A 25521-nucleotide genomic window follows, 5' to 3' on the forward strand; every position below is an offset into this window, starting at 1 on the left:
CATGAGTGAAAACAACAGTGAAACCCAACAATCCCAGGCAGCCAATGCTACCACTCCGGCGGAGAAAGCTGTAGTATTTGTGAACAGTGAGGTACTGGCTCCCCCAAAGGCTTCTCCAATGACCGGAGTAACGAAAGTAATGATAGAACAGTCAACAGGAATGATGGTTCAGGATTTACAGTCTTTTTTAAAAGGATTCGAGCAGGTAGGTCTTATTGCATTAAGCAGATTGGCTAATAATCTACTGACTTATGGCACCACATTCGGGCCGGCTCCGGGAAGTAAAGAAACCTCTGTTCAGATGGCTGAAAATAGTCAGGGTCAGGATGCAGGAAAAGGCAATGAAATGATGAAAGACTTATTCAAAATGGTAAGTGATTATGCTGAAGTAAAGGCTAAAATTTCCAATACTATCTATAATGTCAACACGTTACCCGTCTCAGAAGCTCTTCCTTCTCCCCCATCTTATACGGAAGTTTCCTCTGAGGCTGAAGATCCTGAAAAAAAAACGGGTAGATCCGGTTCTGGAAAAGACCTCCTCAGAAAAAGAAAGTATGAGAAAAAGCTTTATGGCGGCTGATCAGGGGGGAAAATTAGTATTAAAGTCAGTCAAACTGACACAGCCACTCGTAAAACCTGAGATTAAAGAAGCGGTAATTCCTTCTGTAGAAACGGAAATTAATCCGAAGAAAAAAACAATCATAGCCCAACTCATTGAAAAAATTAAAATAAATAAAAGATGAATTATTCCTCAGTAACCAAACCCGCCAAAATTTTAAATCTGGAAAGTTTAGATGATTTAAATGAACGACTTTACCTGTTTAAAAACAATGAAATCAGTTATCTGGATACCAAAAGTACAGAGCCTAAAAAAACGGAACACAATTCGGAGCGATTTGTATTTAATCTTCAGACATCTGATATTAATATTCAGCCATCTTTAAGACTGGTCAACTGCATCGGCAGAGGAGGTAAAAGATACACTCACTTTCAGTCTTTTGTAGTGGAACCTAAAGATAATTCCACCGGAATTGCCGTAATCATGGTCAAGCTGGATGATCCAAAGGTATTTTACTGTAATGTCAGAATTATGCCTCTTACCACCCTGAACGAAATTGCTGTTCCTGATTATGATTCAAAACTTCTTACGATCAATCTTGAAAGATCAAAATGTGTACTGAAAGCAGATATTACGATCACTCCATCTAATACGGGTGAAGCACAATATTCTGTACATGATGTGGATGTAAGTCCCATTTCCGAACTGGTTACCCAGGATGAAATGATAGGCTTAAAAAGAGAGCTGGAATTTCAGGCCTCCAAACTGATTGCGCATTATATTCAGGAGATCCTGAGTATCATCGTCAATGAAGTCCCATCTGGTAATAAACAGCTGATGATTCCGGATGATTATATCCTGACCCTTCCTCCGCATCAGTTAAAAGAAATGCTTACTGCCAGCGCTATTTCTGCATGTATTGCTTTAGAGATTACAGGTTACAACGTTGTTAAAGACCTCAACCGGGATTGGAAATCTGCGTCTGCATTTATTAATTATCTGCTGTAAAGAATCTCTGTTCTTACCCATAAAATAAAACATATGCGAAGAAGAATCCGTAAGAAAGCTCCCGCTCCAAAACCTCCGGTGCCTGTGACAGAACCTGAAATGGTAGAAAAAGAAATCATGCCTTTTGTTTTAAGACATGAAGATGAGATTATCAGTTATATTAAAGATAAAGCTATCAAAGAGACGATGAAGTCACTTGCACCGCTTCTGGAAAAACTGGAAGAAGCCGTAAAACAGCATGACGCTGCTCCTGCTCCCGTTGCCACTCCACCACCACCCGAGACTCCTGTAATGAATTATGAAGAACAGCTGAAAAAACTGCAGGAAGCTTCCACAGCAAAGGTAAAGGAGAAAGAACTTAAAATAATGGAGCGAATGAATAAACTGAATTCAAGATTGGGTAATATCCAAACTTAGCACCACCAAAACCAATGAATATGAACGAAATTGATGCCATCATTACGGGAATGTCTACGGCAGTACCTCAGGCTATTTCCGCGCAGGTAAGTGCCCATTCCACCGGACAGATGCAGATTAATTCTGCGTTAAACCAACAGCGGACAGCAATAACCGGGATCGGCCATTATGTAATGGGATTAAAAAAAATGAGTCCTAAAAATATAAAGCTCAGGCAATTGGAAGCCATTAAAAAAGGGCGTTTTTAATCCAGGTCTATCAAAACTACGGATGCGGTTTATTTCCATGCAAAGATGAAATCCGGTGCCCTCAGCATATATACAATCAGGTCAACATTTATTTTCGCACCGCCTTTCAGATGCTGTCAATGCACAAGAGCAATTATTCAGAATCCATCTTTAGCCCAAAGGAATCCGGTATTGCCAGCATACCTGCAGCAGGAATTTATTTTTGAGACAGATATTAAAAATAAAGACCGCATCCTTTTTTAAAAAAATATGCTTTAAACTCGCGCAGATTTTACAGATAGGGTTTCAGCCATTGTATTCAGAGCCACCCTTCAGAGCCAATTTATCCATAACCTGTTTATACCAATGCTTTTGAAACGCATTCATCTGCAGGATCTGTGGTGAGTTTAAAACTCAAACATAAAACTAGTTTACCTCAATAATTTATTAACCGAGATCAGATCTCAAAAAAACAATTACAATTATGCCAGTTAATGAACAAATCACAGACGCAGTAACACAGTCGAACGTAAAAGTAGTAGGAGAATCTCCTGCAATGGCTCTGGCCAACGTATACCAATCTGCTGCACATTCTACGGGAATCATGTTTGAAAATGCGGTCAATACGCAAAACCAACAGAACATTTTAGGCCAGGCAGCAACCACTCAGGGTATTCTGCAAATCTATAGCCTGGATACTGTAGCAGACGCGGTTTCTATTGCGAAGATCCTTAAGCCTTAATTTTTAAGCGGTTTGATCAAAGTAATGACCTCAATCGGAAAGTCCGGTTGTTTTTAACCCAATAAACCTTAATCATTATGCCAGTTAATGAACAAATCACAGACGCGGTAACGCAGTCTAATGTAAAAGTAGTTGCAGAGTCTCCTGCTATGGCGTTAAGTAATGTGTATCAATCTGCTGCACATTCTACAGGAATTATGTTTGAAAACGCAACCAACGCTCAAAACCAACATAATATTGTTACCCAGGCAGCCACTACACAAGGGGTTACTCAAATCTACAGCAAAGATACCATCGCTGATGCTCTATCTATTGCTAAAATTCTTAAACCTTAAACACATTCTGCAGAGCGCAGAATCAATCAACCCGCCGGAAAACCCGGTGATTTTAACCAAAATAAACAATAATCATTATGCCAGTAAACGAAAAAATCACAGACGCAGTCACTCAATCCAACGTAAAAGTAGTAGCAGAATCTCCTGCAATGGCTCTAAGTAACGTGTATCAATCAGCAGCACATTCTACAGGAATTATGTTTGAAAATGCTATTAATACTCAAAATCAGCAAAATATTGTTACTCAGGCTGCCACTACACAAGGGGTTACTCAAATCTACAGTCTGGATACGATAGCCGATGCGGTTTCTATTGCTAAAATCCTTACTCCGTAATCACTTTTTACGAATAGCTTACATATTACTATCCGAACAACCGGAAACTCCGGTTGTTTTTAAAACCTAAATAAACAATAATCATTATGCCAGTAAACGAACAAATCACAGACGCGGTAACGCAATCCAACGTAAAAGTAGTAGCAGAATCTCCTGCAATGGCTCTGGCCAACGTCTATCAATCTGCAGCCCATTCTACAGGAATCCTGTTTGAAAATGCAGTGAATACACAAAACCAGCAAAATATTGTTACTCAGGCTGCCACTACACAAGGTATTGCACAGATCTATAGCCTGGATACAGTTGCAGATGCAGTTTCAATTGCCAAAATCCTTAATCCCTAATTCGTTGTTGCGAATCGCTTAAATACCATTATCCGAACAACCGGAAATTCCGGTTGTTTTTAACCCAAATAAACAATAATCATTATGCCAGTAAACGAACAAATCACAGACGCAGTAACGCAATCCAACGTAAAAGTAGTTGGAGAATCTCCTGCTATGGCTTTAAGTAACGTATATCAATCCGCTGCACACTCTACAGGAATTATGTTTGAAAATGCAGTGAATGCTCAAAACCAACAAAATATCTTAGGTCAGGCTGCTACTACACAAGGTGTCATCCAGATCTACAGCATGGATACGGTAGCAGATGCCGTTTCTATTGCTAAAATATTACATCCTAAATTATAGTGTTTTTTAGATTTCTTGTGATCAAGGAGTACATTCACGTGCTCCCTGATTCTTTTTTGAATAAAGCTATTTATCAAACAATACAATTTCTTCAGGGTCTATGACTTTATTCTGTACAGCATAAATAACAAGTCCCGCCATATTTTTCACTCCGGTCTTGATCATCAGATTGGTCTTATGGGTTTCTACCGTTTTGGGTGAAATAAACAGAGAGTCTGCAATTTCTTTGGTGCTCAGCTGCTGACAAACTAATCGTAAAACATCAATTTCCCTGTCTGTCAGTTCATCTTTGGAGAACGCATGAAATTCCGGAAGCTTGTTGGAAAGCTGGGTTCTCATGACATCCATCTGATCATTGGAAAAATAATGTCCGGTATGATGAACAGTCTTCATCACAGATAACAATTCTTCCAGTTCAATTTCTTTTGGTAAAAAAGCATGAGCTCCCATTTTCAGCATCTGTCCCATGAATGAACGACGGTAGAAGCTGGAGAGAACAATGATTTTTGTTTCGGTTTCTTTGCGGGCCAGTTCGGTCATCACTTCAAGACCGTCCCCATTGGCCATTCTCAGATCCAGAATCAGGATATCTAAAGAAGCTGAATCCTGTTCTTTAAGAAACTGATACCCGCCTGTAGAGGTAAGCATCACCTGATAGTCTCCATTGTTTTCCATATAATTTTTTAAAAGCTGTACAAACAGCAGATCATCATCTACAATTCCGATTTTAATTTTTGAGTGTTCCATGTTTATTTTTATTGTATTGCCATACAGGTTATAAATTTTGTACCTTTTTCAGGCTGGGTTTTAAGTTTATAGATGGCTTTAATTTTTTGTGTTCTTGTTTTAATATTCCTCAGCCCAATACCTCCAGACTGGTTTTCAATGATGAATCCGCGGCCGTTATCCTCTATGGTTAATATTAAATAATTCAGAGAGATTCTTAAGGAGACATCTACTCTGGTGGCTTCCGCATGTTTTAAAATATTGGTGATCAGTTCCTGAACAATTCTGAAAAGATTAAGTTTTACAGGATTACTGATCGGTATTCTGATCGTCATATGATTGAAAATAACCTCTATATTTTTATTAACCTGCTCAAGATAGTCTGCAATCAAATCTACCAGTTCCACCTCATCGAGGTCAGGCGGCGTAAGATTATGGGATAATTCCCTTATCAGCTGCATAGACTTTTTTAAATCACGATTAAGTTCTTCCGGCATTTTATCATTAAGATTCAAACGGATAAGATTTAACTGTGAAATAATATTATCATGAAGTTCTTCTGCCAACCGTTCCCTGTCCTGTTCCTGTAAAAGAAGCATATTCTCCCAATGTTCATTTTTTGAATTACGGACCAGACGGGAAACTTTCTTTTTGTTTTTCCTTATGCTTTTTAAATAACTAATAACCAATAAAGTAACAAATAATGTTGTTAAAGAAAACAATCCAATACCGATCCATATCCATACAATTATCTGATCCTGATTTTCCCAACGCCCCATCCCAGATTAATAAAAGCAAGATAAAAAGACAATAGCAAAATGCCTCTAAAAAGCCAGATAGGAGCTACCCAGTTCAGATGGTTGCTGATTAAAAAATTAAAGGTAGTGGATATGATACATTCTATAGAAAAAAACAGAAAAACGATAATGTTCACAATAAACATATCCCTATCTGCCCTACCTTCCCTGATGACTTTCATAAAATAAGCAGCAGCATAGCTACAGATGATCATACTGGTGATAATATTGGAATAAAAAGTAACCTGCATATCATTTTGCACAAATACCCCATTAATAATCAAAACCAGGACAGCATAACAATAGACCAATCCTCTTAATCTGCGGGAAAGCTGTATATAATAATTGTTATAGATCACCGTAAGGATCATCAAACCAAAAAACTGGCTCAATATATAATTGTAAGTATTGAGGGTATTTAATTTCATCAGCCGGTCGGTTAAATCCGTGAGTTCCAGCATCAATTCTCCTGAGAGCAGTACAATCACAGGAAGTTTTGTTTTGATCCCTTCTTTTATCAGTACAACCAATCCGGTGCATAAGACGAGATTAATTATAATTTGTAAATAAAGGGATAAACTGTTATACGAAAACACGGGTACTTTGCTTCAGAAGTTGATAATCATTAAGAGTATCAATAATCGTAAAAGGAGGTCTTGGTGTAGAATAATTTTCAGCAGTTTCACTCATATGATTAATAGCGAGACTTTTCACAGTAATAATTTCAATATGATAAGGGAATCCAGGATCTTTTTTTTCCAGATCATCTGTAAGCCCAAAGAAGCTGGTACACGTCTGCCCTGCTGTAATTCCTATATTTTTATAATCTGAGAACGGTATGGAAATCAGTTGAAAAATATCTTCTGTTTTCTGAGCCTGCAGCCACGAATTCCCAAACATATTCCATCTGAAACTACGGTTGATGGCTGATTCTGCAGTAATAGGAGGAACATCTATCACCATATCATTGCTGCTTTCTATTTTTGATTCACTGAATTCTACTAAAAAGTCTTTTATAAGAATGGTATTGAAATCAGCATCTTTATCACTTTTAGAATCAATGAGAAAAAATTTCAGCTTACCTTCATGAATTCCCACGTAAGCATGGATCATTGGGAGCTCCATAGTTCCAAGGTTTCTTTTCCACTGTTCAATGTCTTCACCTGAAACACTGAAGTGAGTTCCCTGATTCAAATAATTCAAAATTTCTGCTCCATTTCTATCAATTCCGTTTTTATAAGAATCGATAAGATTTTTCCATTTTCTGATAGCTTCAAAGATGTTTTCAGTAGTCATGATAATATTTATTTGTGAATGATAATTATTTTATGAGTTGAAATTTACAAAAAAAACAGACTGATATTTTTTTTAAATCACATTCAGGTGGAAAATAAAATTTAATTGAATGAAAATGAATTTTTCTTCTGTTTCTAATAAAATTTAATCAGGAACACCTCTTATCTTTGCACCGGAAACCTTCTCATTTAAATAAGAACTCCCATGATTCCATTTCACGAGCTTATATTTTTTATTCTGGCTGCACTCATTTTGGTGATCAGTCCTGGTCCTAATATGATTTATCTGATTTCAAAATCCATTACCCAGGGAAAAAAGTCCGGGTTTATCTCCTTAGCCGGAGTTGTATGCGGATTTTTGTTCCATATCATCATGGTATCTTTTGGTCTCACCGCTGTTTTACTGGCTGTTCCGCTTGCGTATACCATTCTTAAAACACTGGGAACTGTCTATCTTTTATATCTTGCTTATCAGGCTATAAAACCGAAAAGCAAAAACATTTTTGATGTTGACAGAAATGTTGCCCATGATAGTCCAAAAAAGCTTTTCACCATTGGTTTTTTAACGAATGTTTTGAATCCTAAAGTAGCTGTGTTTTACCTGTCTTTCTTTCCTCAGTTCATCAAGCCAGCGTATGGTTCGATATTTACCCAAAGCCTTGAACTTGGGGTCATTCAGGTCCTGATCAGCTTCAGCATCAACTTTATCATTGTTTTAACAGCTGCAAGAGTAGCTTTATTCTTTTCCCAAAATCCGGTCTGGATAAAAGTACAGAAATGGTTTATGGCCAGTGTCTTAACCTATTTAGCTATAAAAATGGCATTTTCAAAAGCAAAATAAAATCCGGAACAGGTTTCTTTCTGTTCCGAATTCCGGTGTATATTCATATAAAATCTGACTTGAAGAAAAGCACCATGTTATGCACCGCGAATTTGAGATTAAAATCCGGAATGTAAAACCGTGAAAATACGTAATTTTACCCTTGCGTATTATCCTCATCACAACAGGTTTAAAAGATGAAACAGATCATTCCTACTTACGACTTAAACGGTATTACCCATCATCAGTTCCATATCAAAAGGATGGATAAACGTACTCAGAATGCGGGAGATATTCTTTTGGATAAAGGCATACATCGCGACAGCCATTATATTTTTACCTGTATGGAAAGCGGTCACGTGAGAATGATGGTCGATTTTAAAACCATTGAAGCCAAAGAATCCACTATTTTCTGCGTATTGCCGGGTCAGGTACATCAGGGACTTCTCATGGAAGAGGTCTGCGGATGGTTTGTTGCTGTAAAAGCGGAACTTGTTCCCGATACCGTACGTTCTTTTTTTGATGAATCCCTGGGCGAAATACAGCCACTGCCGATGGATAAAAGCCTCATCAAAAAAATCAATACCACAGCCAGCATGCTTCATGCATCTTATACGAACGAAATGCTTTCTTCCAAAGAAGGATTTCTGGTTGTACAGTCGTTGCTTAACGCATTCCTTGGAATGTTTGCTTTAATGTATTCTCAGAAAAATATTTCTCCTGCTTCAGGTGAAAACCGTGCTTTACAACTGTGCAGAGCATTCAGAATTTTGGTTCGAAAAGATTTTAAAACCATGAAAAGTCCATCTGAATATGCAGAAGTTTTAAATATTACAAGAGGATACCTGACTGAAACGGTTCGCGAAGTGACAGGAAAGCCCGCACAACACTGGATTCATCAGGAAATTTTGATTGAAGCCAAAAGATTACTGGTTTTTACCAATCTGAGTGTAAAAGAAGTGGCTTATGAACTGGGATATAGTGATCACACCTATTTCAGTCGTCTATTTTCCAAACTGGAAGATCAATCTCCATCACAATTCCGGAATCAACATCAATAGTTCACAACCACGAATAGTCCAATTAATTCCCCGAAACTGCTATCGGTATTTTCCCATTTTGCAACGTCCTTTGCAATAAAAATAATTTATGCCAAGCCTGCCAAAATGGATCAATGACACCGTAGAAAATGTTTGGTCCTCAAAATTTAAAGAATGTACCGTTAGCCATATAGAACAGATTACCAATGATCTTCGACTGATACGCTTTGAAACGGATTTACAGGAGGTTCCTTATGAACCCGCCTACGCTATTGGAATAAGAATCAATGATCGTGATTTCAGGAATTATTCACCTTTTAATTTTAACAAGGAAGCGGGAACTTTCGATGTTTTATTTCACTTACATGATAAGTCTGCTGCAGGAAGTAATTTTGTCACTCAACTCATAAAAGGAGCTTCCATCAAGCTTTTAATGCCCAGAGGAAAACAATTTTTTACTCCTGATGCTAAAATTCATTTTTCTGTGGGTGATGAAACTTCTTTGGGAAGTTCTATTTCCATCAAGGAAGCCGTAGAGGAATCCGGTTCTTTATTCATATGCCTTCATGAACTGGAAGAGTGTTCTGCTCTGGAAAAACTGAATTTATATGGTTACCACAGCCCCAAGAACAATACCATGAGAATGATTGAAGCATTGAATGATTTTCTGAGGGAAGAAAAAGATTCTATTTCTGATAATGAAGTGATTTTTTACCTTACCGGAAACGGAGGAAAAATGTCTCTGATCAGAAAATTTCTTAAAGCCAGAGGAGTTTCTCCCAAGTGCATAAAATCACAGGCATATTGGATTGAAGGAAAAAAAGGCCTGTAAAATAGTAAAACAACTGTATTTAACTATAATAATGAAACTTTAACCGGCAATAGAAAATTATTGCCGGATAAAGTTATCATTACTACATCCTAAAATTTAAATTATTTCTGTTTCTTTCCTAGTTCCTTCACTTTCCTTAACCATTGAACCCGCTGCTCATCTTTAGAATTCCGGATAATTCCGATATAAGTCAGTTTAACGGGTTTTACTCCACAATATTCCAATATGGATTTTTTAAGCTGATTCACGCTGGGCCTGCCAAAAAACAGACGGTAATACCATCCCGGCTGGTCTAATGTGGTAATAATGTGAGCCGTTTTTCCTTTCAGCAGCTTGTCCCACCACACAGAATTTTCACGATATTTATAGGCCATTCCCGGTAAAAAAAGTCGGTCTATGAATCCTTTCATTAGCGCTGGAAATCCTCCCCACCAGACAGGATGTATCCAAACGAGATGATCTGCCCACTGAATAACTTCCCAGGCTTTCAACAGATCCGGCTCAAGCTCCATTCTTTTCTGATATCCGAACTGTAAATTGGGATTGAAGTGTAAATCCCTTATCACTATTTCTTTTACTTCAGCTCCTGCTTCTATTGCTCCTGATCTGTAAGCTTCTGCTATCCCAAAATTGAAAGAATCTTTATTGGGATGTCCGTTAATGATAGCTATTTTTTTCATTGTGTTACATTGATATTGATAGAATCATAGGCATTAAGCTGTGCCATTAATGATAAAGGCTCATGCAGCTGATGACTGAAATATACTTTATTTTCGTGAGGATTTCTCAACAGTTCTTCGGTATGCAGAACAGCAGATAAAGCGGTTAATTCTGCCTGTCCTTTTTCACTCTGCAAACTCAGCCTCTTTTCTCCCGAATGACTATCAACTACAATTTCAAAGACCGCCTGATCTCCGTTACCACTGGATCCAAAAATCATTTTTCTTTCCTTTAATGACAAAATATTGTAGATCCTGAGGTATTGAAATGCTCCCAGCAGCCAGGTTATGAATTTTGAGTTGTAGGTCATTTTCACACTTACATCGGAAATTCTTTCCACTTTGTTGAGAATATACAGGTCGGGCACATCAAAATTATAGGCACTTCTTTTCCCTATTCCAAAGGAAAAGTTAAAAGCTTCTGTGTCCAGGAAATGTCTGATAAAAACCGGTTTATCATTCTTATAATGCACAAAAGGAACGGCTACGTTTTCTGCCATAAAGTGAGCTGAACTCTCGCCTGCAAGATCTTTCACAGAATAATAAACAAAGAGTTTCGCTTCAGTAATATCACCTGAATCCGAAAGAATATTAACCAATCCAGGGACAATTCCACCCATCCAGCCTGAACTAAAGACAATTCTGCTGTTTACCTTTGACTTCCCTGCAATACTGTAAGCTTTTACCAATGCCGGAGTAGGTTTGGTAATATCCAGATAATCTATGTGACGATCAATCGCAAAACGAAGTACATGATCTTCTTTATCATTCACGGAAAGAATGATAAGTTGTATTTTTTTCTCAAGGATCACTTTAAAAGAGGAAGGATCTGTGACATCGATTTTCAGGTCTTTGTCTGTTTTTCCCTCTTTTCTTCCTCCGATGAAAACAGTAAGATGAGGATTTCTTGATTTCAGAATACGGGAAATTGTTTTACCTACCAATCCATTTCCTCCAATTATAAGAATATTTTGCTCCATAACTTTTTTTGACAAAAGTAGAGCGCCTCTATTCTAATCAACAGGACAAATGTCTAAAAAGAAATTTCCTTTCTGATACGACTCAGATGCCGCTGGGTAATGCCCAGATAAGAAGCCAGATACTGTAATGGAATATTTTGAATATAATCAGGATGTTTTTTTACTAATGTTTCGTAACGCCGGGCAGCGCTGTCCCTTTGCAACTGAAAAAACCGTGTTTCAAGTTCAAGATATTCCTGCTCTGCAATAACTTTTAAAAACTTTGTCCAGTTAAGATTGTTCTGAACCAGTTCATCTACCGCATCTTTTTTAAGAATAATCAGCTCTGCATTGGTAATGGCCTGCATACTTTCTTTGCTTGGGCATCCTGAAACAAATGATGAATAGGAAGCTATCATATGATTGGGAAACCGGAAGCAGTAGGTCATATCTTTTCCTTCATCAGAAGTATAAAAAGAACGGAAAATACCAGACTTTACCAATCCTACTTCTTTACAAAGCTCTCCTTCCTGTATAAAATAATCATTTTTACCGATAAGTCTGACTTCGGAAAATTTCAGGAATTCTTCAATTTCATCTTCTGAAAACAGGTTAAAGCTTCGAAAATAGTCTCGTTCCATTCTATAAAATAAGTTTCAGCGAAAATAAATAAAAAGATGGAAGCAATGTTGTTTATCTACGCAAAGTTTTAATTTTTGCAGAGTTTAATGTAAAGAGGGCAAAGAGGGAGTCAATTGCATTGATTCTTTCTAAGCTCATGCATAGCCATATAGCTTCATCAGCGACTTTATCGAAGCCTTAGCCCCCTTAAGATAAGATGTTCTAATAGATTCTTTGCGTTTCATATCAATCAATTTGAATATTTTTCACTCAAATAGATCTAGCTGATTTCAATTGAAAACAAAAAAAATCATCTCAGGACGAGATGATCTACCGTTTTGAATTTACTTGAGTTATTTATGAAGATATGAATGATGTTTTGTTGTAACAAAGATAGGTGAACCTTATTTTTTATGCATCAGTGGAATCCCTAGAATTATATCCGTAAAAATACGGTTGTATAAAAAGAAAAGCCCTGCAGGAAATACCTTACAGGACTTTGGATTATCTAACAATATTCAGTTTACTGTTTACAGTTCAAGGTTCAAGGTTTAAAGTTTAAAATTTAACGTTATGATTGTCATGCACTTTCACCTTTGAATCTTTATTAAAGCGGGCTTACCAGTTGAAGGAACCATTCTTTAACTTCTCCATCTAAATGTGGAGCAAGCTTTTCCTCACAAGTTTTATGGTAACCGTTCAGCCAGGCGATTTCGTCTTCTGAAAGGATTTCTTTTACCACTGTATCTTTGAAGAACGGGCAGAATGTCAATGTTTCAAATTCATAGAATGTTCCGTGAATTGTTGTTTCTGATTCTTTTACGGCAATCAGGTTTTCGTGACGGATTCCGTAATGCCCTTCAAGGTAATATCCAGGTTCGTTTGAACAAACCATTCCCGGAAGAAGTTCCTGAGGATTCAGGTCTTTTCTGATGTTTTGCGGTCCTTCATGTACATTCATAAAGCTTCCTACTCCATGTCCTGTTCCGTGGTTGAAGTCTTTCCCTTCCATCCATAGCGGAAGCCTTGCAATAGCATCCAGGTGTACTCCTTTTGTTCCTTTCGGGAATTTCACCATCGATAAACGGATCAGTCCCTGCAGTACCAATGTTGAATTTCTTTTAAACTCTTCCGAAGGTGTTCCTAAAGCGAAAGTTCTTGTAATATCTGTAGTTCCTTCAAGGTACTGGCCTCCTGAATCTACCAGGATTGTGTCCTCATTCGTAACTTCTTTACTTCCTTCTTTTTTAGCAGAATAGTGCATGATAGCACCGTTATCTTTATATCCAACGATAGAACCAAAGCTTTCTCCGACAAAATTTTCACCTTCTGCACGGAATCCTTTCAGTTTCTGTCCGATAGAATATTCATTCATCGCTTCTTTTCCTGCATTATGTGTTAGCCAATAAAGGAATTTCACCATCGCTACTCCGTCTCTTACCATTACGGTTCTGAAACCTTCCAGTTCAGCTTCATTTTTCTGGGCTTTCATAAGGTTGCCGGGAACCGGAGCTTTGATAAACTGGTTGTCTGTTTTTAATGTTTCAAAAATCTGTTGGTTGCTGTTGGGAGAAACCAGTACTTTTTCGTTTTTGAAAGTCTTAAGGTAATTGTAGAATTCTTCGTAAGGCATCATTTTAACAAACGAATCATCCATTTGTTTTCTTGCAGCCACTTCCATCTTTTCTAATCCTGTGAATACAACAGCGTCGTTTTTAGTAATCACAATATATCCTAAGAATACTGGATTGCTTTCTACATCACTTCCTCTCAGGTTCAGTGTCCATGCCACATCATCCAGACTTGAGATAATGTGTACGGTTGCCTCCTGCTCTTCCATTTTCTGACGGATGGCAGCAATTTTATCGGATACAGATTTACCGGCTCTTTCTACGGGATGTACGAAAATAGGGTTAGCAGATGCAGTTCCTCTGTCTTTCCAGACTTCTTTTAAAAGTGGAATATCTGCCAGCGTAATATTTTTTGCATTAAATTTTTGAGAAAGCAGTTCCCAGTTGGCATGAGAAGCTGCAACAGCATTTACCGCCACTTTACCGCCTGCAGGAATTTCTGAAATAATCCAGTCGATATAATTAGGAGTTCCTTCCATTCCATCTTTAAAAAGATCAATTCCGGAACCTTCCAGTTCAATAGCAGCTTGTGTAAAGTATCTTCCGTCTGTCCAAAGTCCGCCTTTATCTTTGGTAATTACCACAAAACCAGCAGAACCTAAGAAACCTGACAACCAAGCTCTCTCCTGCCATTCTTCAGGAAGGTATTCGCTCATATGCGGGTCTGCAGAATATACTATAAATGCATCAACATTATTTTTCTGCATTTCTTCACGAAGCGCAGCAACTTTTTCCTTTGAAGTCATTCTTTTTATTTTTAACCACCGAAAGTTACAAAAAATTTGATGTCTGAAGGGTAAATCTACCGGCTATTTTGCTTAATAATTCTATATTTTTTAAGGTGTCCTGAAAAAAACGAACTACTAAACATATTTAACAAAAACAAACCATTTCTAAGAAAAAAAATCTACCATATTATCAAAATAATAAATTTTTGGAAAGATTATTGCTACATTCTATTGCATGAAACAGCAAAACTACAATAACCACAGGAAATTTTATCCGCCCCATCATTTTATTTATCTTCCATTGCTCATTATATTGGAGATTTTAGGAATCTATAAAATCTGGGACGACCCCGGAAACCGGCTGATCTGGATATTATTTTCTGTCGTGATTTTTTTGCTTTTTTATCTGGCATTCATGACAAGGCAGCATTATGCACTGGGACTTCAAAACCGCATGGTTATTCTGGAGTTTAAGCAGCGTTATTTCGAAATTTTCAATAAGAGGTCTGATGAAACTGCTGAGAAACTGAAATTCGATCAGATTGCTGCGTTGAGATTTACGTATGATGATGAATTCAAAGAGCTTTTATACAGAGCGCTTCATGAAAACATCTCAGGAGACGAAATTAAAAGGTCTATCAAAAAATGGAGAGCTGACCATCTCAGAATTTAACACACCAACAAAAACAGATACTATGAAAAAATGGAGCTTTTACAGTATGATGCTATTGAGTATACTGACATTAACAAGTTGTGAAGCCGTGGAAACAATTTTTAAGGCAGGAATGTGGTGGGGAATTCTCTTAGTCTGTGTAATAGTAGGGATTCTTTTACTGATTTTTTCGAGGGGTAAAAACTCTTAACCATGTTTTATGGAGAAGAATACAGATTTGGAGATCATTTCTCACCTGAAGCCTTCAAAAATTGTTAAAATAATGAAGGACCCGGAAGCTTCTGCAAAGGCGGTACATCTTGTATATACCACCGATGCAGAAACCGCCGGAATTACCCGTAAGAAAACCGGGAAGAAATATTTCTATTACAAAGATGGTGAAAAGATAAAGGATAAAGAAGAAATTACCCGGATTAATAAACTGGTGATCCCGCCAGCCTGGGAAAATGTATGGATCTGTGCTCTTGATAACGGCCATCTTCAGGCAACAGGCTTTGATGTAAAAAAAAGAAAACAATATCGCTACCACCCTCTGTGGAGTGCTTTAAGAAATCATACAAAATTTTACAGAATGCTTCAGTTCGGATATGCATTACCGGACATCCGCCTGCATATTGAACAGGATCTTGCCCTGAGAAATTTTGAGAAACGAAAAATCCTGGCCCTAATTGTAAGCCTTATGCAAAGAACCAATATCCGTATTGGAAATAATATATATGAAAAACTGTACGGTTCTTTTGGACTGACTACTTTAAAGGATAAACATGTAAAGGTAAACGGGCAGAAAATCTCTTTTTCTTTTAAAGGAAAGAAAGGTGTTATGCATCAGATCGACCTCAGAAGTAAGAGGCTGGCAAGGCTGGTTCAGAAATGTAAAGATATCCCTGGGAAAGAACTCTTCCAGTATTTTGATGATGAAGGAAACCGACATTCTGTAGATTCGGGGATGGTGAATGAGTATATCAAGGAGATCAGTGGTGAAGATTTTACAGCGAAGGATTTCAGAACATGGTCCGGAACGGTAAGTGCGCTGATTGCTTTTAAAGAAATCGGATATGCAGAAAATGACACTCAATACAAAAAGAAGGTCAAAGAAGCCCTGGATATTGTTGCAGAACACCTGGGAAATACATCGACGGTTTGCAGAAAGTATTATGTTCATCCTTTAGTCATCAACCTTTACGAAAACAACACGATCAAAAAATATCTTGATGAGCTGGAAGTCATAGAAGAAAATGACGGAAAAGCCGATCTTACAAAAGAAGAAAGACTGGTTTTGAAAATTCTGGAAAACGAGAGGATGTAGAAGACGGAAGAATGGAAGCTGGGAGTTATGAAATTCCTAAAAACAACTTATTTGATCAGGCTACTACACAATACTTCCATCATCTGACTTTCCGCTTCCAGCCCGACTATATTGAAATTCTACTATTGTTCAGGAACTGGATTCTATATTCTTTTGGAGTAATTCCTGCGATCTTTTTAAAAAGCTGGGTAAAATGGGAAGCCGTATGGAAATTCAGTTCGTAGGCAATCTCAGCAATATCTTTACTGGAATGAAGTAATGCTTTGCTATAATTGATATCAATTTCATTGATCCATTGTTTTGGAGATTTTTGAGTTACTCCTTTTACACATTTATTCAGATAACTTTCTGTAACGGACAGTTTATCAGCATAGAAAGCCACTCTCTTTTCTCCTACATGATATTTAAACAAAAGATCCCGGAACTGCAGGGACAGCTCCATGGGACGTGTTGCAGATTTATGATGGTTATCAGCATCTGTACTGAGCATTTTAATCAGAATAAGATGAAGCATCGTTACCACTACATCATTGACATTGAGGTTATTCAACCATAATTCCTGCTCCATGATCGGGAGAAGCTGAGTAATGGTTCCGTAGGTCAGGCTATCCAGATTAAGGAAAGGAGTCATGAAAAAGATGCTGCTTTTATGTTTGGGCAGTTCCTGTTCAGACAGAATATTATTTTCATAAGCAAGGAAAAATCCTTCAATATCATCAGATAATTCAACAGTTGCGGTAATTGTTCCTTGTTTAATAAAGATCACACCTCCTTTTTCAGCATGATATTCTTTATTTTCAAGGTACTGTCTGATATGTCCGTTGGTAACGAAAATAATAAAATTAAAAGTTGTACGGTACGGAATTACCGGCATCAGAATACCTTTAAGATAATTTTCTATCCGATAGAGCTGTATATCAGCATTATTGGCTAATATTTTTTCCGTAATATTAGGAAGAAAAAGCTTTTTATATTGAAAATTGGATAGAACTTCCATATCCTTGTTATGATTAATTAAAGTTATACAAAATATTTTAAGACTCAATACTGAATCAGCAGAGAAGATAAAAGGGCAAAAAAGCAAGAGAATAAAAACCCCGAAACCCGGAACTCACATCTTCACTCTGAAACCCTCAAACTCTACCACTCTCTCACTTAGAACTTATAATACACTCCTACTCTCACTCCGAAAGGACTTCCCGGGGTATACGTAAGATCTGTAATGGGCTCCGCTTCTCCTTTTAGCTGTGTTTCTGTTGCAAACTGGGCTTCATTCCATTTTACGTTGAAAAGGTTGTTCAACTGAACATTTGCTCCCCATTTCTGACGGTTATAGGAAAGCATAAGATCATTGACAAAGTAAGCTTTGGTTCTGATGCTGTTATCCTCTACCGCTGGTCTTGCACCCAGATATCTGTACTGTAGTCCTAAAGAAAAACCATTCAGGAAATCCCAGTTTACAGATCCTGTGCTGGTAACTACCGGAGCCAGCGGAACGTAATCCTGTCCTTTTTCTTCTTCTGTAAATCTGGCGTGGGAATAGTTGATATCCGCATTCAGATAAAAGTTTTCCAACGGCTGGAAGCGAACTCCAAGATCAGCCCCAAAACGTCTTGATTTGCCGGAAGGTTCTACTACTGCATCATCACCTACATAGACAAATTCCTGCTGAAGATCCATATACCATAATGCCGGAGTAATGATCAAAGATTTGAAAGGATGCAATCTCACCCCGAAATCTGCTCCAATAGAATACGGAAGAGTATTTTCATTTTTATTGGGAACAACTACTCTGAGGTCATTGGAGTGGAAGCCCATCCCTGTTTTCAGGAACCACATTACATTATCGTTCTGAGCGTAGGAGAAATTCAATTTTGGACTAAGCCTTGTTGCTTCTTTTGACTGTCCTGATGGCAGCTGTTCTGCATCCAGCAGATTATGCATATTGAAAATAAAATGATCCACTCTCAAGGCAGGGTTAATGGTCCATTTCCCAACTTTCCATATCAATCCTGAATAAGCATGAAGATTGGTTTCTGTTCCTGTCACATCTGATAATTTATCAAGCAGCATATCTCTGTGATAAACGTGATTAAGCTGTAAAGTATTGATGTCATCATTTCTTAGTCCGATTCCTGAAGTCCAGTTTAAGGAGCTGCTGGCAAAGGAAAAAGTCTTTGTATATTTCACTTCCGCGCCGTAAATATTTCTTCCGTCGGTCTGCTGAATTTCATCCCCATGATCTTTATCTTTTAAATTAAAGGTAAAATCAGAATACAGATTAAAATTATATTTTGAATAGAAAGCCATGGCATCAATCTGCTCGGAAGGAGAAATAATGTGCTTAAAGTTCATCTGAAGGTTTGTTCTGGAAGTTTTACCGCCTTCAGTAGGATCAATACTTCCCCATCTGCCAATAATTCCTTCATCTACAGCGCGCTCCGGAATCTGCCCGGAAGCATTCCATGAAGAATTAAATGTTGAAAACTGAATATTGAAATAATCGTTATCGGTAAGCCATTGGTTGTACTTCCCGAAAATATTGACTCTGTTGAAATTCTGTTTTACATCAAAAGGCCCGTCTGTATAGTTGTATTCTGCTGCTATATAGGCATTTTTCCTCCCCAGATCATCATGTAGAATATTGAACATTCCCAACACTCTTTTTGAATTGAACGAACCTCCTTCCAGTTTAATCACACTGTTTTTCAACCCATTATAGGTCTGGAAATCTACATATCCGGCTGTATTAAAGTCTCCGCGGTCCATATAATAGGCCCCTTTTCCGAAGTCAATATTATTGACGGTTTCAGGAATTACAAAGTGTAAGTCAGAATATCCCTGTCCATGGGCATGAGATACAATATTCACGGGCATTCCGTCTACATTCACACTTACGTCGGTACCATGATCGGCATCGAATCCTCTTAAAAAAAGCTGTTCTGCTTTTCCACCTCCGGCATGTTGTGCAATAAACAGTCCCGGAACTTTTCTCAACAAATCCTGCGCTGAGTTGACCGGAAATTTGTTCAGATCTACTTTGGTGATAGCTGATAAAAATGAACTGTGGTTAATGGCAACTTCAGAAATCTGAAAAGGTTTATGCTGTAAAAAAATAACTTTATTTTTATCATCATTGGTTACTGCCCATTTTATCTCATCATATCCCTGACGGCTGATCACCAGTGTATCAGGAAGAGATTTTACAGGGACAGCAAACATACCATCTGCCGCTGTATGAGTATGGCTGTTTCCATGGTCATATTTTACCAAAGCATCTGCAATGGGAAATTTGTCATCTGCATCTTTGATCAGCAACTGTTTTTCTGTTTCCTGCGCCATCATTTTTCCACTGAATACCATAACCAGAAATACGGCTGCTATTTTTGTTATTTTCATTTTTTTTAATTAAATTATAAATTAGATAAGAGATGAGAGATAATAGACAAAGAGATGAGAGACTGGGAATCTTTCCACATGTAAAACCCCACAACTTTCAAACTCTTCAACTCTCAACCTCAGAAGCTATGCTTTCGCTTTAAGAAATATTTTCTGAATTAAAAGGGTAATCCATGTTCCTGCTACAAAGGGGAAAGTAAATACTCCGCCGACCATATCCAGACAATGGTTATCGATCAAGAGATCATCGATCGCGATGGTAATAAGAACGGCGATCAGTACCCACAAGCCATCTGTTTTTTTAACTCCGGAAAAGACAATTGCAGAAAGCACGGCATTGAATCCAAATAATCCCATGTGGATTTCTTTAATAGGTTCTCCGTTCAACTGTGATAATCCTGCCCCCAAAATAGATGCAGCCAAACCATATAAGGCCGCTACTGGAGAACTTATGAATACCGCCAGGAAGAAAATCATACCTGAAAGGATTCCTCCCTGAAATATCACTTCACCAAAACCATTGGTACAGGTAAGAAAGTCATCATATTCTGTAGGAACCACTTCACTGCTTAACATTTCAGAGGGTGGAATATGAGTAAAATGATGCAGAACAAATACCAGGACCCAGGTAATAATGATAAAAGGAAAAGTAAATACAGGGATTTTCTTTTGTATAAAGAAATGCTGAATAACAGCAGCCAACGCTCCACCCAATACAATAAGGCCCCAGATCAGTACTGTTGTCTGAAACAGAAATGCCAATGCTACTCCCACAAGTGCGGCACTGAAACCATATAGTCCGGCATTGATTTCGGATTTGTCATAATTAAGCTTCATGGCAGTGAAAGTTCCGGCTGCTGTTGAAAGCAATACGGCCACTCCACACTGCCAGCTTCCCATAAAAATTCCTATCAGAAAAAGAAGTCCGGTCCATCTGTTTTCCTGGAGCATAATCTGCCCGATTCCTTTTAAAATATTGTCTAAAAAAGGCAGTTTTTTGAAAAATTCGTCCATAGTTTTTTTAATTTATTAATAATGGGGTTGTTGTTGCCAGATGCGGGTTGCGGGTTGTGAGGTTCGAGGTGTGGGGATTAGATTAAGATAAAACATACGAGATTGAAAGTTCATCATTTTTCAGCTTCAATTTTTTCTTCAACCTTAAAACTCTCAAACCCTTTTACCCTCAAACTCTCCCGCCCGAGACCCGAAACCCGCAACCCGGAACCCATTTACCATCCAAGAAAGACCATTCCTACTCCGCAAACGGTTACTACCGCTCCGCTTACCACGCCCATGTATCTTTCCAGTTTTTCGGTATTGAATAATGTTGAGTAACCATACCGCCCCAGAAGAACCATTCCAAGCATCGTCAACACGGTTGTTGCTGTGAAAGAAGTAACCAATACAGCAATTTCAGACATTGAATGTTTCACTCCCGAATAAAATAATAAAGGAATCAGAGGTTCGCTGGGTCCCATTACAAAAATCATGAACAGTACAAGCGGTGTTACTTTTATTCTTTTTTGAGGCATTACGATTTCGCTGTGATTATGTTCATATACATACACATCATCTCCCATTACATCAAAATGCTTATGTGGTTTGTTTCTGATGGCCTGAATGAGGCCGTATACCAGATAAACGCCTCCAAAGATCAGCAGTGCCCATCCTGAGAAATTTCCTCTGATATCCTGAAACCATGAGATTTTATTGAGCTGCCATCCAAGGAAAACCCCGATAAAACCTAAGATCAGAGAACTGAATACATGTCCGAAACCGCAGACAACTGTTAATATAGCCGTCTTCATTCCACTCCACTTCTTAGATTTTGAGATTACAATAAATGGCAGATAATGATCCGGCCCTGAGGCGGTATGTATGAAACTTATTGAAACGGCACTCAAAAGAAGTGCCCAAACTGTACTATCCATTTTTTATTAATTCTGTTATTTCAGATTCTTTATTAAGTTTTGGCTAAAGCCAATGGAAGATTTCTTACTCCAACGACCAGAGCATCTCCTGAATACGCAGGAAGAAGTTGTACATCAATTCTCCTCCATGTCCCAGCGCTCGTACTACAAAACCATTGTCATCCATTACAGAGACTCCTGCTTCCATCTGTTCATGGTGTTGTGTAGCGGCTTCAACAATCTCCTCTATCAATCCGTTTTTATCAACATTTTCTTTTGTACTGTAGAAGATCAGGGTTCCCTGATGGGTATATTGTTCCAGGTTACCGATACTGCTGATCGGAATCATATCAGGCTGAATGAGAACATTATCTTTTACAACCAGTTTATTGTTATGATAAATTTCCATTACATTCTGAAAACGTTTCAGTTTAAAAACTTCTCCATAATGTTTTCTTCCACATGTGATGATCTCACTGATGATAATCTGGCTGTTGTTCCCGATATGAATATTCGCTTTACTCTTAAAATTGGAATCTTCATGGGGAACTATCGGATGGGGAACGTAAGCAAAAGAGGTTTCATCTTCCATAGATACGTTAAGCTCCTGAAGTGCCTTGTCCTGCATGTTGAAAAGTCTTTGATAGGATTGCGACTGCAACTGCAGTGATGATCCTTTTTCAAGAGTAACATCCAAATGGTAGTGATCTCCATCCAGAATCCCCGGAGAAGAACTCATCACCATCTGATAGAGCTTTTTGTCGCTTTTCCGCTGCCCTACAGAAACTACTCTGAAAGGAAGTGAGACATAAAGATCTTTCACATAGGATTCTCCTCCCTTGAATCCTGCAATAATTTTTAAATGACTGTCCATTTATCTTACCAGATTCGGTTCTTCAATTTCTTCTAAAAGGGCATATTTTTTAATCCAGCCTATTACTTTATCCAGTCCTTCATCGGTTTTCAGGTTGGTGAATACGAAAGGACTTCCTTTTCTCATCCTTCTGGCATCATTTTCCATTACTTCAAGGCTGGCACCTACGTGAGGGGCAAGGTCAATTTTGTTGATGATCAACAAGTCTGATCTTGTAATTCCAGGTCCTCCTTTTCTAGGGATTTTTTCACCTTCTGCTACGTCGATAATGAAAATGGTAACGTCCGCAAGATCGGGACTGAATGTTGCAGAAAGGTTATCGCCTCCACTTTCGATAAGCACCAGTTCAATTTCCGGAAAACGTGCTGCAAGCTCATCTACCGCTTCAAGGTTCATACTTGCATCTTCACGGATGGCGGTGTGCGGGCATCCTCCTGTTTCTACTCCGATAATTCTGTCATGGGGAAGAAGACTGTTTTTAGCCATAAATTCAGCGTCTTCTTTGGTATAAATATCATTCGTGATGACGCCAAGATCGTAAGTCCCGAATAATTTTCTGCTTAAACGTTCTAATAATGCAGTTTTTCCTGAGCCTACAGGTCCTGCTACTCCTACTTTTATATATTTTCTGTTTTCCATTTTTTTTAATTTTATTTTTTTTTTAACGCCATGGCGCTAAGTTTTTTTGATTTCGAATATTTTCGATCGCAAGGGCGTTTCACTCAGCAAAGAGCACCTTATTTCACGTATATTTTTTTATTAATTGAGAATATTACAAGGGATGCAAAGGCATTTCATTCGGCTAAGAAGCACACCATTCACTCAGTTATAAGTTATTCATTTTCTTAACTTTACAACCTCCCTTTATCACCTTACCTTTCCTGCCTTTTATCTTTTTACTTTTGTCTTTTTACTTTTTACTTTTTACTTTACTTTTGCCTTACGACATATAAAGTCTTGAATACAATCTTTCATGCTGCATACATCTGATATCAAAGGCGGTATTACAAAGTCCCACCATATCTCTGTCCAGTTCTATTGTTTCTAAAGCTGTTTTTTCCATTACAGGATATAATGAGAATAGAATATCCTGTCCATCCAGCTGTCCAAGAGGAACAAGCTTTACCGCATTGGTGATCATTCCGGCAACTGAGGTGTAATAGAACCCCAGAAGTGCTTCGTACAAAGGAATTTTCATTAAGTAAGCATACACTCCAAATACAATACAGTAGTGGGAATTAGCTTCTTTATGCTGAACTGCTTTTTCAAACGCCTCCATAAAAGGGAAACTTTCTCTTCTTTTGAAAATCTTGATCAGTCTGAGTCCTAGTTTCTGACTAGCCTGGCGGATTTCCTTTGGACATTTTATTGCATTACATTCATTATCCAGTTCTAAAAGCTGTTGCAAATCTCCCTTTTCTGCTGCTTTATAAGCCATTTTTACAAAAGCCCCGTCATTGAATTTAAGGTTGTACTGAAGCATATTCTGCACAAATTCTTTCGCTGTTGCCAGGTCATGTACGATCCTTTCCTGCACATACGTTTCAAGTCCGTTGGAATGGGTGTAGCCTCCGATGGGAAGTGTAGGATCTGCAAGATGAAGCAGTCCTGACAGAAAGTTTATGTTCATATTATTCATCTTTCGGGGCCGCCATTTTTAAGATTTTTGTGAAAATTGTTGATCCCAGACTTCCATGTCCGTGAGGCTCTACATTAGATTTAAGAAGATTCAGCAGCTTTACGGACTGTTTTTCCGGTTTGAAGCCACTTGCTTCCAGCCACCTGAACATTGGCATTTCAAAAGGGAGCAATACTTTATCATTCTGAATGAAAAGCGGAATATGTTTATTTCCTATCTCATAACACACCGTACCCATTTCCAGCAGTGAGGCGGGTGACATTACGATAGCTTCCGTTTCCAGAACATTGACCGCAATTATTTTTTCTGCATCCTCAAAAAGAATATCGCCCTCACGCAAGCGTTGCCCTTCTCTGAGAAATTTGATGGCCACCTCAATTCCCTGTCTGGTTTTTTTTCGCTGGATTCTTTTGGTGGTTTCAAACCATTCAAGATCAAGATAATCTATGGTTTTGCCGGTTGGATTTTCTGAGAGATTGCCTATGATTTGATTAATTATCATTGTTGGATTTTTTTCTAAAGTCTAAGTTTTTGGAGATTCCTACCCCGAATGTTGAACCACTGATTCCCGCTACATAGCTTTTCGTCCAGCCTTCTTCTTTGGTCTTGGTCTGAAGCATGGATAGTTCTGCAAATTTGAATTTCAGTGCCCAGCCTCCTCCTAATACTATTCCGATCAAAGGATAAGCACGAAGACGGAATCCGTTAAAATTCTGCATGGCATCAGCAGCTGTTGAAAGTTGTTGCCCCCAAACATAGTGAGCGTCCACCTGTCCGATCAATACAAAATATTTCCCAAGCATTACGGACGGACTGTACCAGATACCTGCTTCATTCTGTTTGTAAACAACATTGTGATCAACTGTATTCTGTGAGTACGCATAATTGACTCCGATAAGATCATTATTATTGATGAAGTATCCCACGCCAAGCGGCGCACTTGATACCGTACTGCTGCTGCTTGACGGTGTTGTCATTTTAGAATAGTCTAATGAACCGTACACCATAAACTGTCCTTTGGGTCCGTCTTCATCACTTTTAAGCCTGTGTCCGCCCAGAAACTGAGCATTCAGATTCCCTGACAGCATAGATACACCAGCTATAGCAAGAGAAAAAACTGTTTTATTTAAATATTTCATTCTACACTTAGTTCTATAATTGTTTTACAATATGATCTGATAATTTTTTTTGTTGTTAAATAAACCTAACAGGTTTTTGAAACCTGTTAGGTTTTATT

Annotated in this window: 33 protein-coding genes; 16 read left to right on the forward strand and 17 right to left on the reverse strand. The window is 38.1% G+C overall.

All coding sequences use genetic code 11. From position 1 onward, the window contains the following. The first annotated feature begins 1 nt into the window (after nt 1). The 10 genes from FB551_RS10790 to FB551_RS10835 all read left to right on the forward strand — a co-directional run bounded on the left by FB551_RS10790 (nt 2) and on the right by FB551_RS10835 (nt 4315). Nucleotides 2-580 (forward strand): hypothetical protein, encoded by a 579-nt coding sequence (locus tag FB551_RS10790; RefSeq protein WP_142017407.1) that lies wholly within the window; start codon nt 2-4, stop codon nt 578-580. Beyond that, nucleotides 555-743, forward strand: coding sequence for a hypothetical protein (locus tag FB551_RS10795; RefSeq protein WP_047433889.1), 189 nt, complete (start codon nt 555-557; stop codon nt 741-743). The genes FB551_RS10790 and FB551_RS10795 overlap by 26 nt, the downstream gene beginning before the upstream one ends. Then, on the forward strand, nt 740-1567 hold the full coding sequence (locus FB551_RS10800) for a hypothetical protein (RefSeq protein ID WP_142017409.1): 828 nt from the start codon (nt 740-742) through the stop codon (nt 1565-1567). The genes FB551_RS10795 and FB551_RS10800 overlap by 4 nt, the downstream gene beginning before the upstream one ends. 33 nt (nt 1568-1600) lie before the next feature. Further along, nucleotides 1601-1984 (forward strand): hypothetical protein, encoded by a 384-nt coding sequence (locus tag FB551_RS10805; RefSeq protein ID WP_142017411.1) that lies wholly within the window; start codon nt 1601-1603, stop codon nt 1982-1984. Nucleotides 1985-2004: 20 nt separating this feature from the next. Continuing rightward, nucleotides 2005-2232: a hypothetical protein gene (locus FB551_RS10810; protein WP_047433895.1), complete on the forward strand. Its 228-nt coding sequence runs from the start codon at nt 2005-2007 to the stop codon at nt 2230-2232. A gap of 463 nt (nt 2233-2695) precedes the next feature. Continuing rightward, a complete protein-coding gene (locus tag FB551_RS10815) occupies nt 2696-2953 on the forward strand; it encodes a RebB family R body protein (protein WP_034697220.1) in 258 nt (85 codons plus the stop codon). Nucleotides 2954-3030: 77 nt separating this feature from the next. Then, the gene (locus FB551_RS10820) at nt 3031-3288 is read left to right on the forward strand and encodes a RebB family R body protein (RefSeq protein ID WP_034697223.1); all 258 of its coding nucleotides are present in this window, start codon (nt 3031-3033) and stop codon (nt 3286-3288) included. Between the two features lie 77 nt (nt 3289-3365). Next, on the forward strand, nt 3366-3623 hold the full coding sequence (locus FB551_RS10825; protein ID WP_034697225.1) for a RebB family R body protein: 258 nt from the start codon (nt 3366-3368) through the stop codon (nt 3621-3623). Nucleotides 3624-3709: 86 nt separating this feature from the next. Next, nucleotides 3710-3967 carry a RebB family R body protein gene (locus FB551_RS10830; RefSeq protein WP_047433898.1) on the forward strand — a complete coding sequence of 86 codons (258 nt, stop codon included), beginning with the start codon at nt 3710-3712 and terminating at the stop codon, nt 3965-3967. A gap of 84 nt (nt 3968-4051) precedes the next feature. Next, nucleotides 4052-4315: a RebB family R body protein gene (locus FB551_RS10835; RefSeq protein WP_047433900.1), complete on the forward strand. Its 264-nt coding sequence runs from the start codon at nt 4052-4054 to the stop codon at nt 4313-4315. A 66-nt stretch (nt 4316-4381) separates the two neighbouring features. Here the strand turns inward: FB551_RS10835 and FB551_RS10840 are convergent, their stop codons facing one another. Genes FB551_RS10840 through FB551_RS10855 form a run of 4 tightly spaced genes read right to left on the reverse strand, consistent with a single transcriptional unit; the run spans nt 4382 to nt 7134 of the window. Further along, nucleotides 4382-5062: a response regulator transcription factor gene (locus FB551_RS10840; RefSeq protein ID WP_142017413.1), complete on the reverse strand. Its 681-nt coding sequence runs from the start codon at nt 5060-5062 to the stop codon at nt 4382-4384. A gap of 8 nt (nt 5063-5070) precedes the next feature. Next, nucleotides 5071-5820, reverse strand: coding sequence for a sensor histidine kinase (locus FB551_RS10845; RefSeq protein ID WP_142017415.1), 750 nt, complete (start codon nt 5818-5820; stop codon nt 5071-5073). Next, nucleotides 5790-6368, reverse strand: coding sequence for a hypothetical protein (locus FB551_RS10850; RefSeq protein ID WP_142017418.1), 579 nt, complete (start codon nt 6366-6368; stop codon nt 5790-5792). The genes FB551_RS10845 and FB551_RS10850 overlap by 31 nt, the downstream gene beginning before the upstream one ends. Before the next feature lie 52 nt (nt 6369-6420). Then, nucleotides 6421-7134, reverse strand: a complete 714-nt coding sequence (locus FB551_RS10855; protein ID WP_142017421.1) for a hypothetical protein — start codon at nt 7132-7134, stop codon at nt 6421-6423. Between the two features lie 204 nt (nt 7135-7338). On the opposite strand from FB551_RS10855, the gene FB551_RS10860 reads away from it, so the two are divergent. The 3 genes from FB551_RS10860 (at nt 7339) to FB551_RS10870 (ending at nt 9825) form a co-directional block, all read left to right on the forward strand. Continuing rightward, nucleotides 7339-7974: a LysE family translocator gene (locus FB551_RS10860; protein ID WP_142017423.1), complete on the forward strand. Its 636-nt coding sequence runs from the start codon at nt 7339-7341 to the stop codon at nt 7972-7974. Between the two features lie 176 nt (nt 7975-8150). Beyond that, nucleotides 8151-9014 (forward strand): helix-turn-helix domain-containing protein, encoded by an 864-nt coding sequence (locus FB551_RS10865; RefSeq protein WP_142017425.1) that lies wholly within the window; start codon nt 8151-8153, stop codon nt 9012-9014. 88 nt (nt 9015-9102) lie between these two features. Beyond that, nucleotides 9103-9825, forward strand: a complete 723-nt coding sequence (locus FB551_RS10870; protein ID WP_047433912.1) for an FAD-binding oxidoreductase — start codon at nt 9103-9105, stop codon at nt 9823-9825. Nucleotides 9826-9926: 101 nt separating this feature from the next. Here the strand turns inward: FB551_RS10870 and FB551_RS10875 are convergent, their stop codons facing one another. The 4 genes from FB551_RS10875 to FB551_RS10890 all read right to left on the reverse strand — a co-directional run bounded on the left by FB551_RS10875 (nt 9927) and on the right by FB551_RS10890 (nt 14501). Next, entirely contained in the window at nt 9927-10505 is a 579-nt protein-coding gene (locus FB551_RS10875) for an NAD(P)H-dependent oxidoreductase (RefSeq protein ID WP_047433914.1), read from the reverse strand. After that, on the reverse strand, nt 10502-11524 hold the full coding sequence (locus FB551_RS10880; RefSeq protein ID WP_142017427.1) for a Rossmann-fold NAD(P)-binding domain-containing protein: 1023 nt from the start codon (nt 11522-11524) through the stop codon (nt 10502-10504). Before FB551_RS10880 ends, FB551_RS10875 begins: the two co-directional genes overlap by 4 nt. A 53-nt stretch (nt 11525-11577) precedes the next feature. Further along, nucleotides 11578-12144 carry a Crp/Fnr family transcriptional regulator gene (locus FB551_RS10885; protein WP_142017429.1) on the reverse strand — a complete coding sequence of 189 codons (567 nt, stop codon included), beginning with the start codon at nt 12142-12144 and terminating at the stop codon, nt 11578-11580. Between the two features lie 587 nt (nt 12145-12731). After that, nucleotides 12732-14501 (reverse strand): aminopeptidase P family protein, encoded by a 1770-nt coding sequence (locus FB551_RS10890; RefSeq protein ID WP_142017431.1) that lies wholly within the window; start codon nt 14499-14501, stop codon nt 12732-12734. A gap of 217 nt (nt 14502-14718) precedes the next feature. Here FB551_RS10890 and FB551_RS10895 point away from each other — a divergent pair, with 217 nt between their 5' ends. The 3 genes from FB551_RS10895 to FB551_RS10905 are packed head-to-tail and all read left to right on the forward strand — an operon-like array spanning nt 14719 to nt 16462. Further along, complete coding sequence (locus tag FB551_RS10895) at nt 14719-15156, forward strand: DUF6526 family protein (protein ID WP_142017433.1); 438 nt, start codon at nt 14719-14721, stop codon at nt 15154-15156. Nucleotides 15157-15178: 22 nt separating this feature from the next. Beyond that, nucleotides 15179-15346 carry a phosphatidate cytidylyltransferase gene (locus FB551_RS10900; RefSeq protein ID WP_142017435.1) on the forward strand — a complete coding sequence of 56 codons (168 nt, stop codon included), beginning with the start codon at nt 15179-15181 and terminating at the stop codon, nt 15344-15346. Nucleotides 15347-15355: 9 nt separating this feature from the next. After that, the gene (locus tag FB551_RS10905; protein ID WP_142017437.1) at nt 15356-16462 is read left to right on the forward strand and encodes a DNA topoisomerase IB; all 1107 of its coding nucleotides are present in this window, start codon (nt 15356-15358) and stop codon (nt 16460-16462) included. Nucleotides 16463-16568: 106 nt separating this feature from the next. Here the strand turns inward: FB551_RS10905 and FB551_RS10910 are convergent, their stop codons facing one another. The 9 genes from FB551_RS10910 to FB551_RS10950 all read right to left on the reverse strand — a co-directional run bounded on the left by FB551_RS10910 (nt 16569) and on the right by FB551_RS10950 (nt 25423). Next, nucleotides 16569-17459 carry a helix-turn-helix domain-containing protein gene (locus FB551_RS10910; RefSeq protein ID WP_142017439.1) on the reverse strand — a complete coding sequence of 297 codons (891 nt, stop codon included), beginning with the start codon at nt 17457-17459 and terminating at the stop codon, nt 16569-16571. A gap of 158 nt (nt 17460-17617) precedes the next feature. Beyond that, nucleotides 17618-19861 carry a TonB-dependent receptor gene (locus FB551_RS10915; RefSeq protein ID WP_142017441.1) on the reverse strand — a complete coding sequence of 748 codons (2244 nt, stop codon included), beginning with the start codon at nt 19859-19861 and terminating at the stop codon, nt 17618-17620. A 126-nt stretch (nt 19862-19987) separates the two neighbouring features. Next, nucleotides 19988-20875, reverse strand: coding sequence for an urea transporter (locus tag FB551_RS10920; RefSeq protein ID WP_142017443.1), 888 nt, complete (start codon nt 20873-20875; stop codon nt 19988-19990). 215 nt (nt 20876-21090) lie between these two features. Continuing rightward, nucleotides 21091-21792: a hypothetical protein gene (locus FB551_RS10925; RefSeq protein WP_079242526.1), complete on the reverse strand. Its 702-nt coding sequence runs from the start codon at nt 21790-21792 to the stop codon at nt 21091-21093. 64 nt (nt 21793-21856) lie between these two features. Next, nucleotides 21857-22645 (reverse strand): urease accessory protein UreD, encoded by a 789-nt coding sequence (locus FB551_RS10930; protein ID WP_142017445.1) that lies wholly within the window; start codon nt 22643-22645, stop codon nt 21857-21859. Continuing rightward, complete coding sequence (gene ureG, locus FB551_RS10935; protein ID WP_142017447.1) at nt 22646-23284, reverse strand: urease accessory protein UreG; 639 nt, start codon at nt 23282-23284, stop codon at nt 22646-22648. It abuts the gene before it with no gap. A gap of 301 nt (nt 23285-23585) precedes the next feature. Then, nucleotides 23586-24275, reverse strand: a complete 690-nt coding sequence (locus FB551_RS10940) for an urease accessory protein UreF (protein ID WP_142017449.1) — start codon at nt 24273-24275, stop codon at nt 23586-23588. 1 nt (nt 24276) lies between these two features. Continuing rightward, complete coding sequence (gene ureE / locus FB551_RS10945; RefSeq protein ID WP_142017450.1) at nt 24277-24786, reverse strand: urease accessory protein UreE; 510 nt, start codon at nt 24784-24786, stop codon at nt 24277-24279. Then, a complete protein-coding gene (locus FB551_RS10950) occupies nt 24776-25423 on the reverse strand; it encodes a hypothetical protein (protein ID WP_047433937.1) in 648 nt (215 codons plus the stop codon). The genes ureE and FB551_RS10950 overlap by 11 nt, the downstream gene beginning before the upstream one ends. Nucleotides 25424-25521 lie beyond the last annotated feature (98 nt).

The organism is Chryseobacterium aquifrigidense (assembly GCF_006716485.1).
Taxonomy (GTDB): Bacteria; Bacteroidota; Bacteroidia; order Flavobacteriales; family Weeksellaceae; genus Chryseobacterium; species Chryseobacterium vietnamense.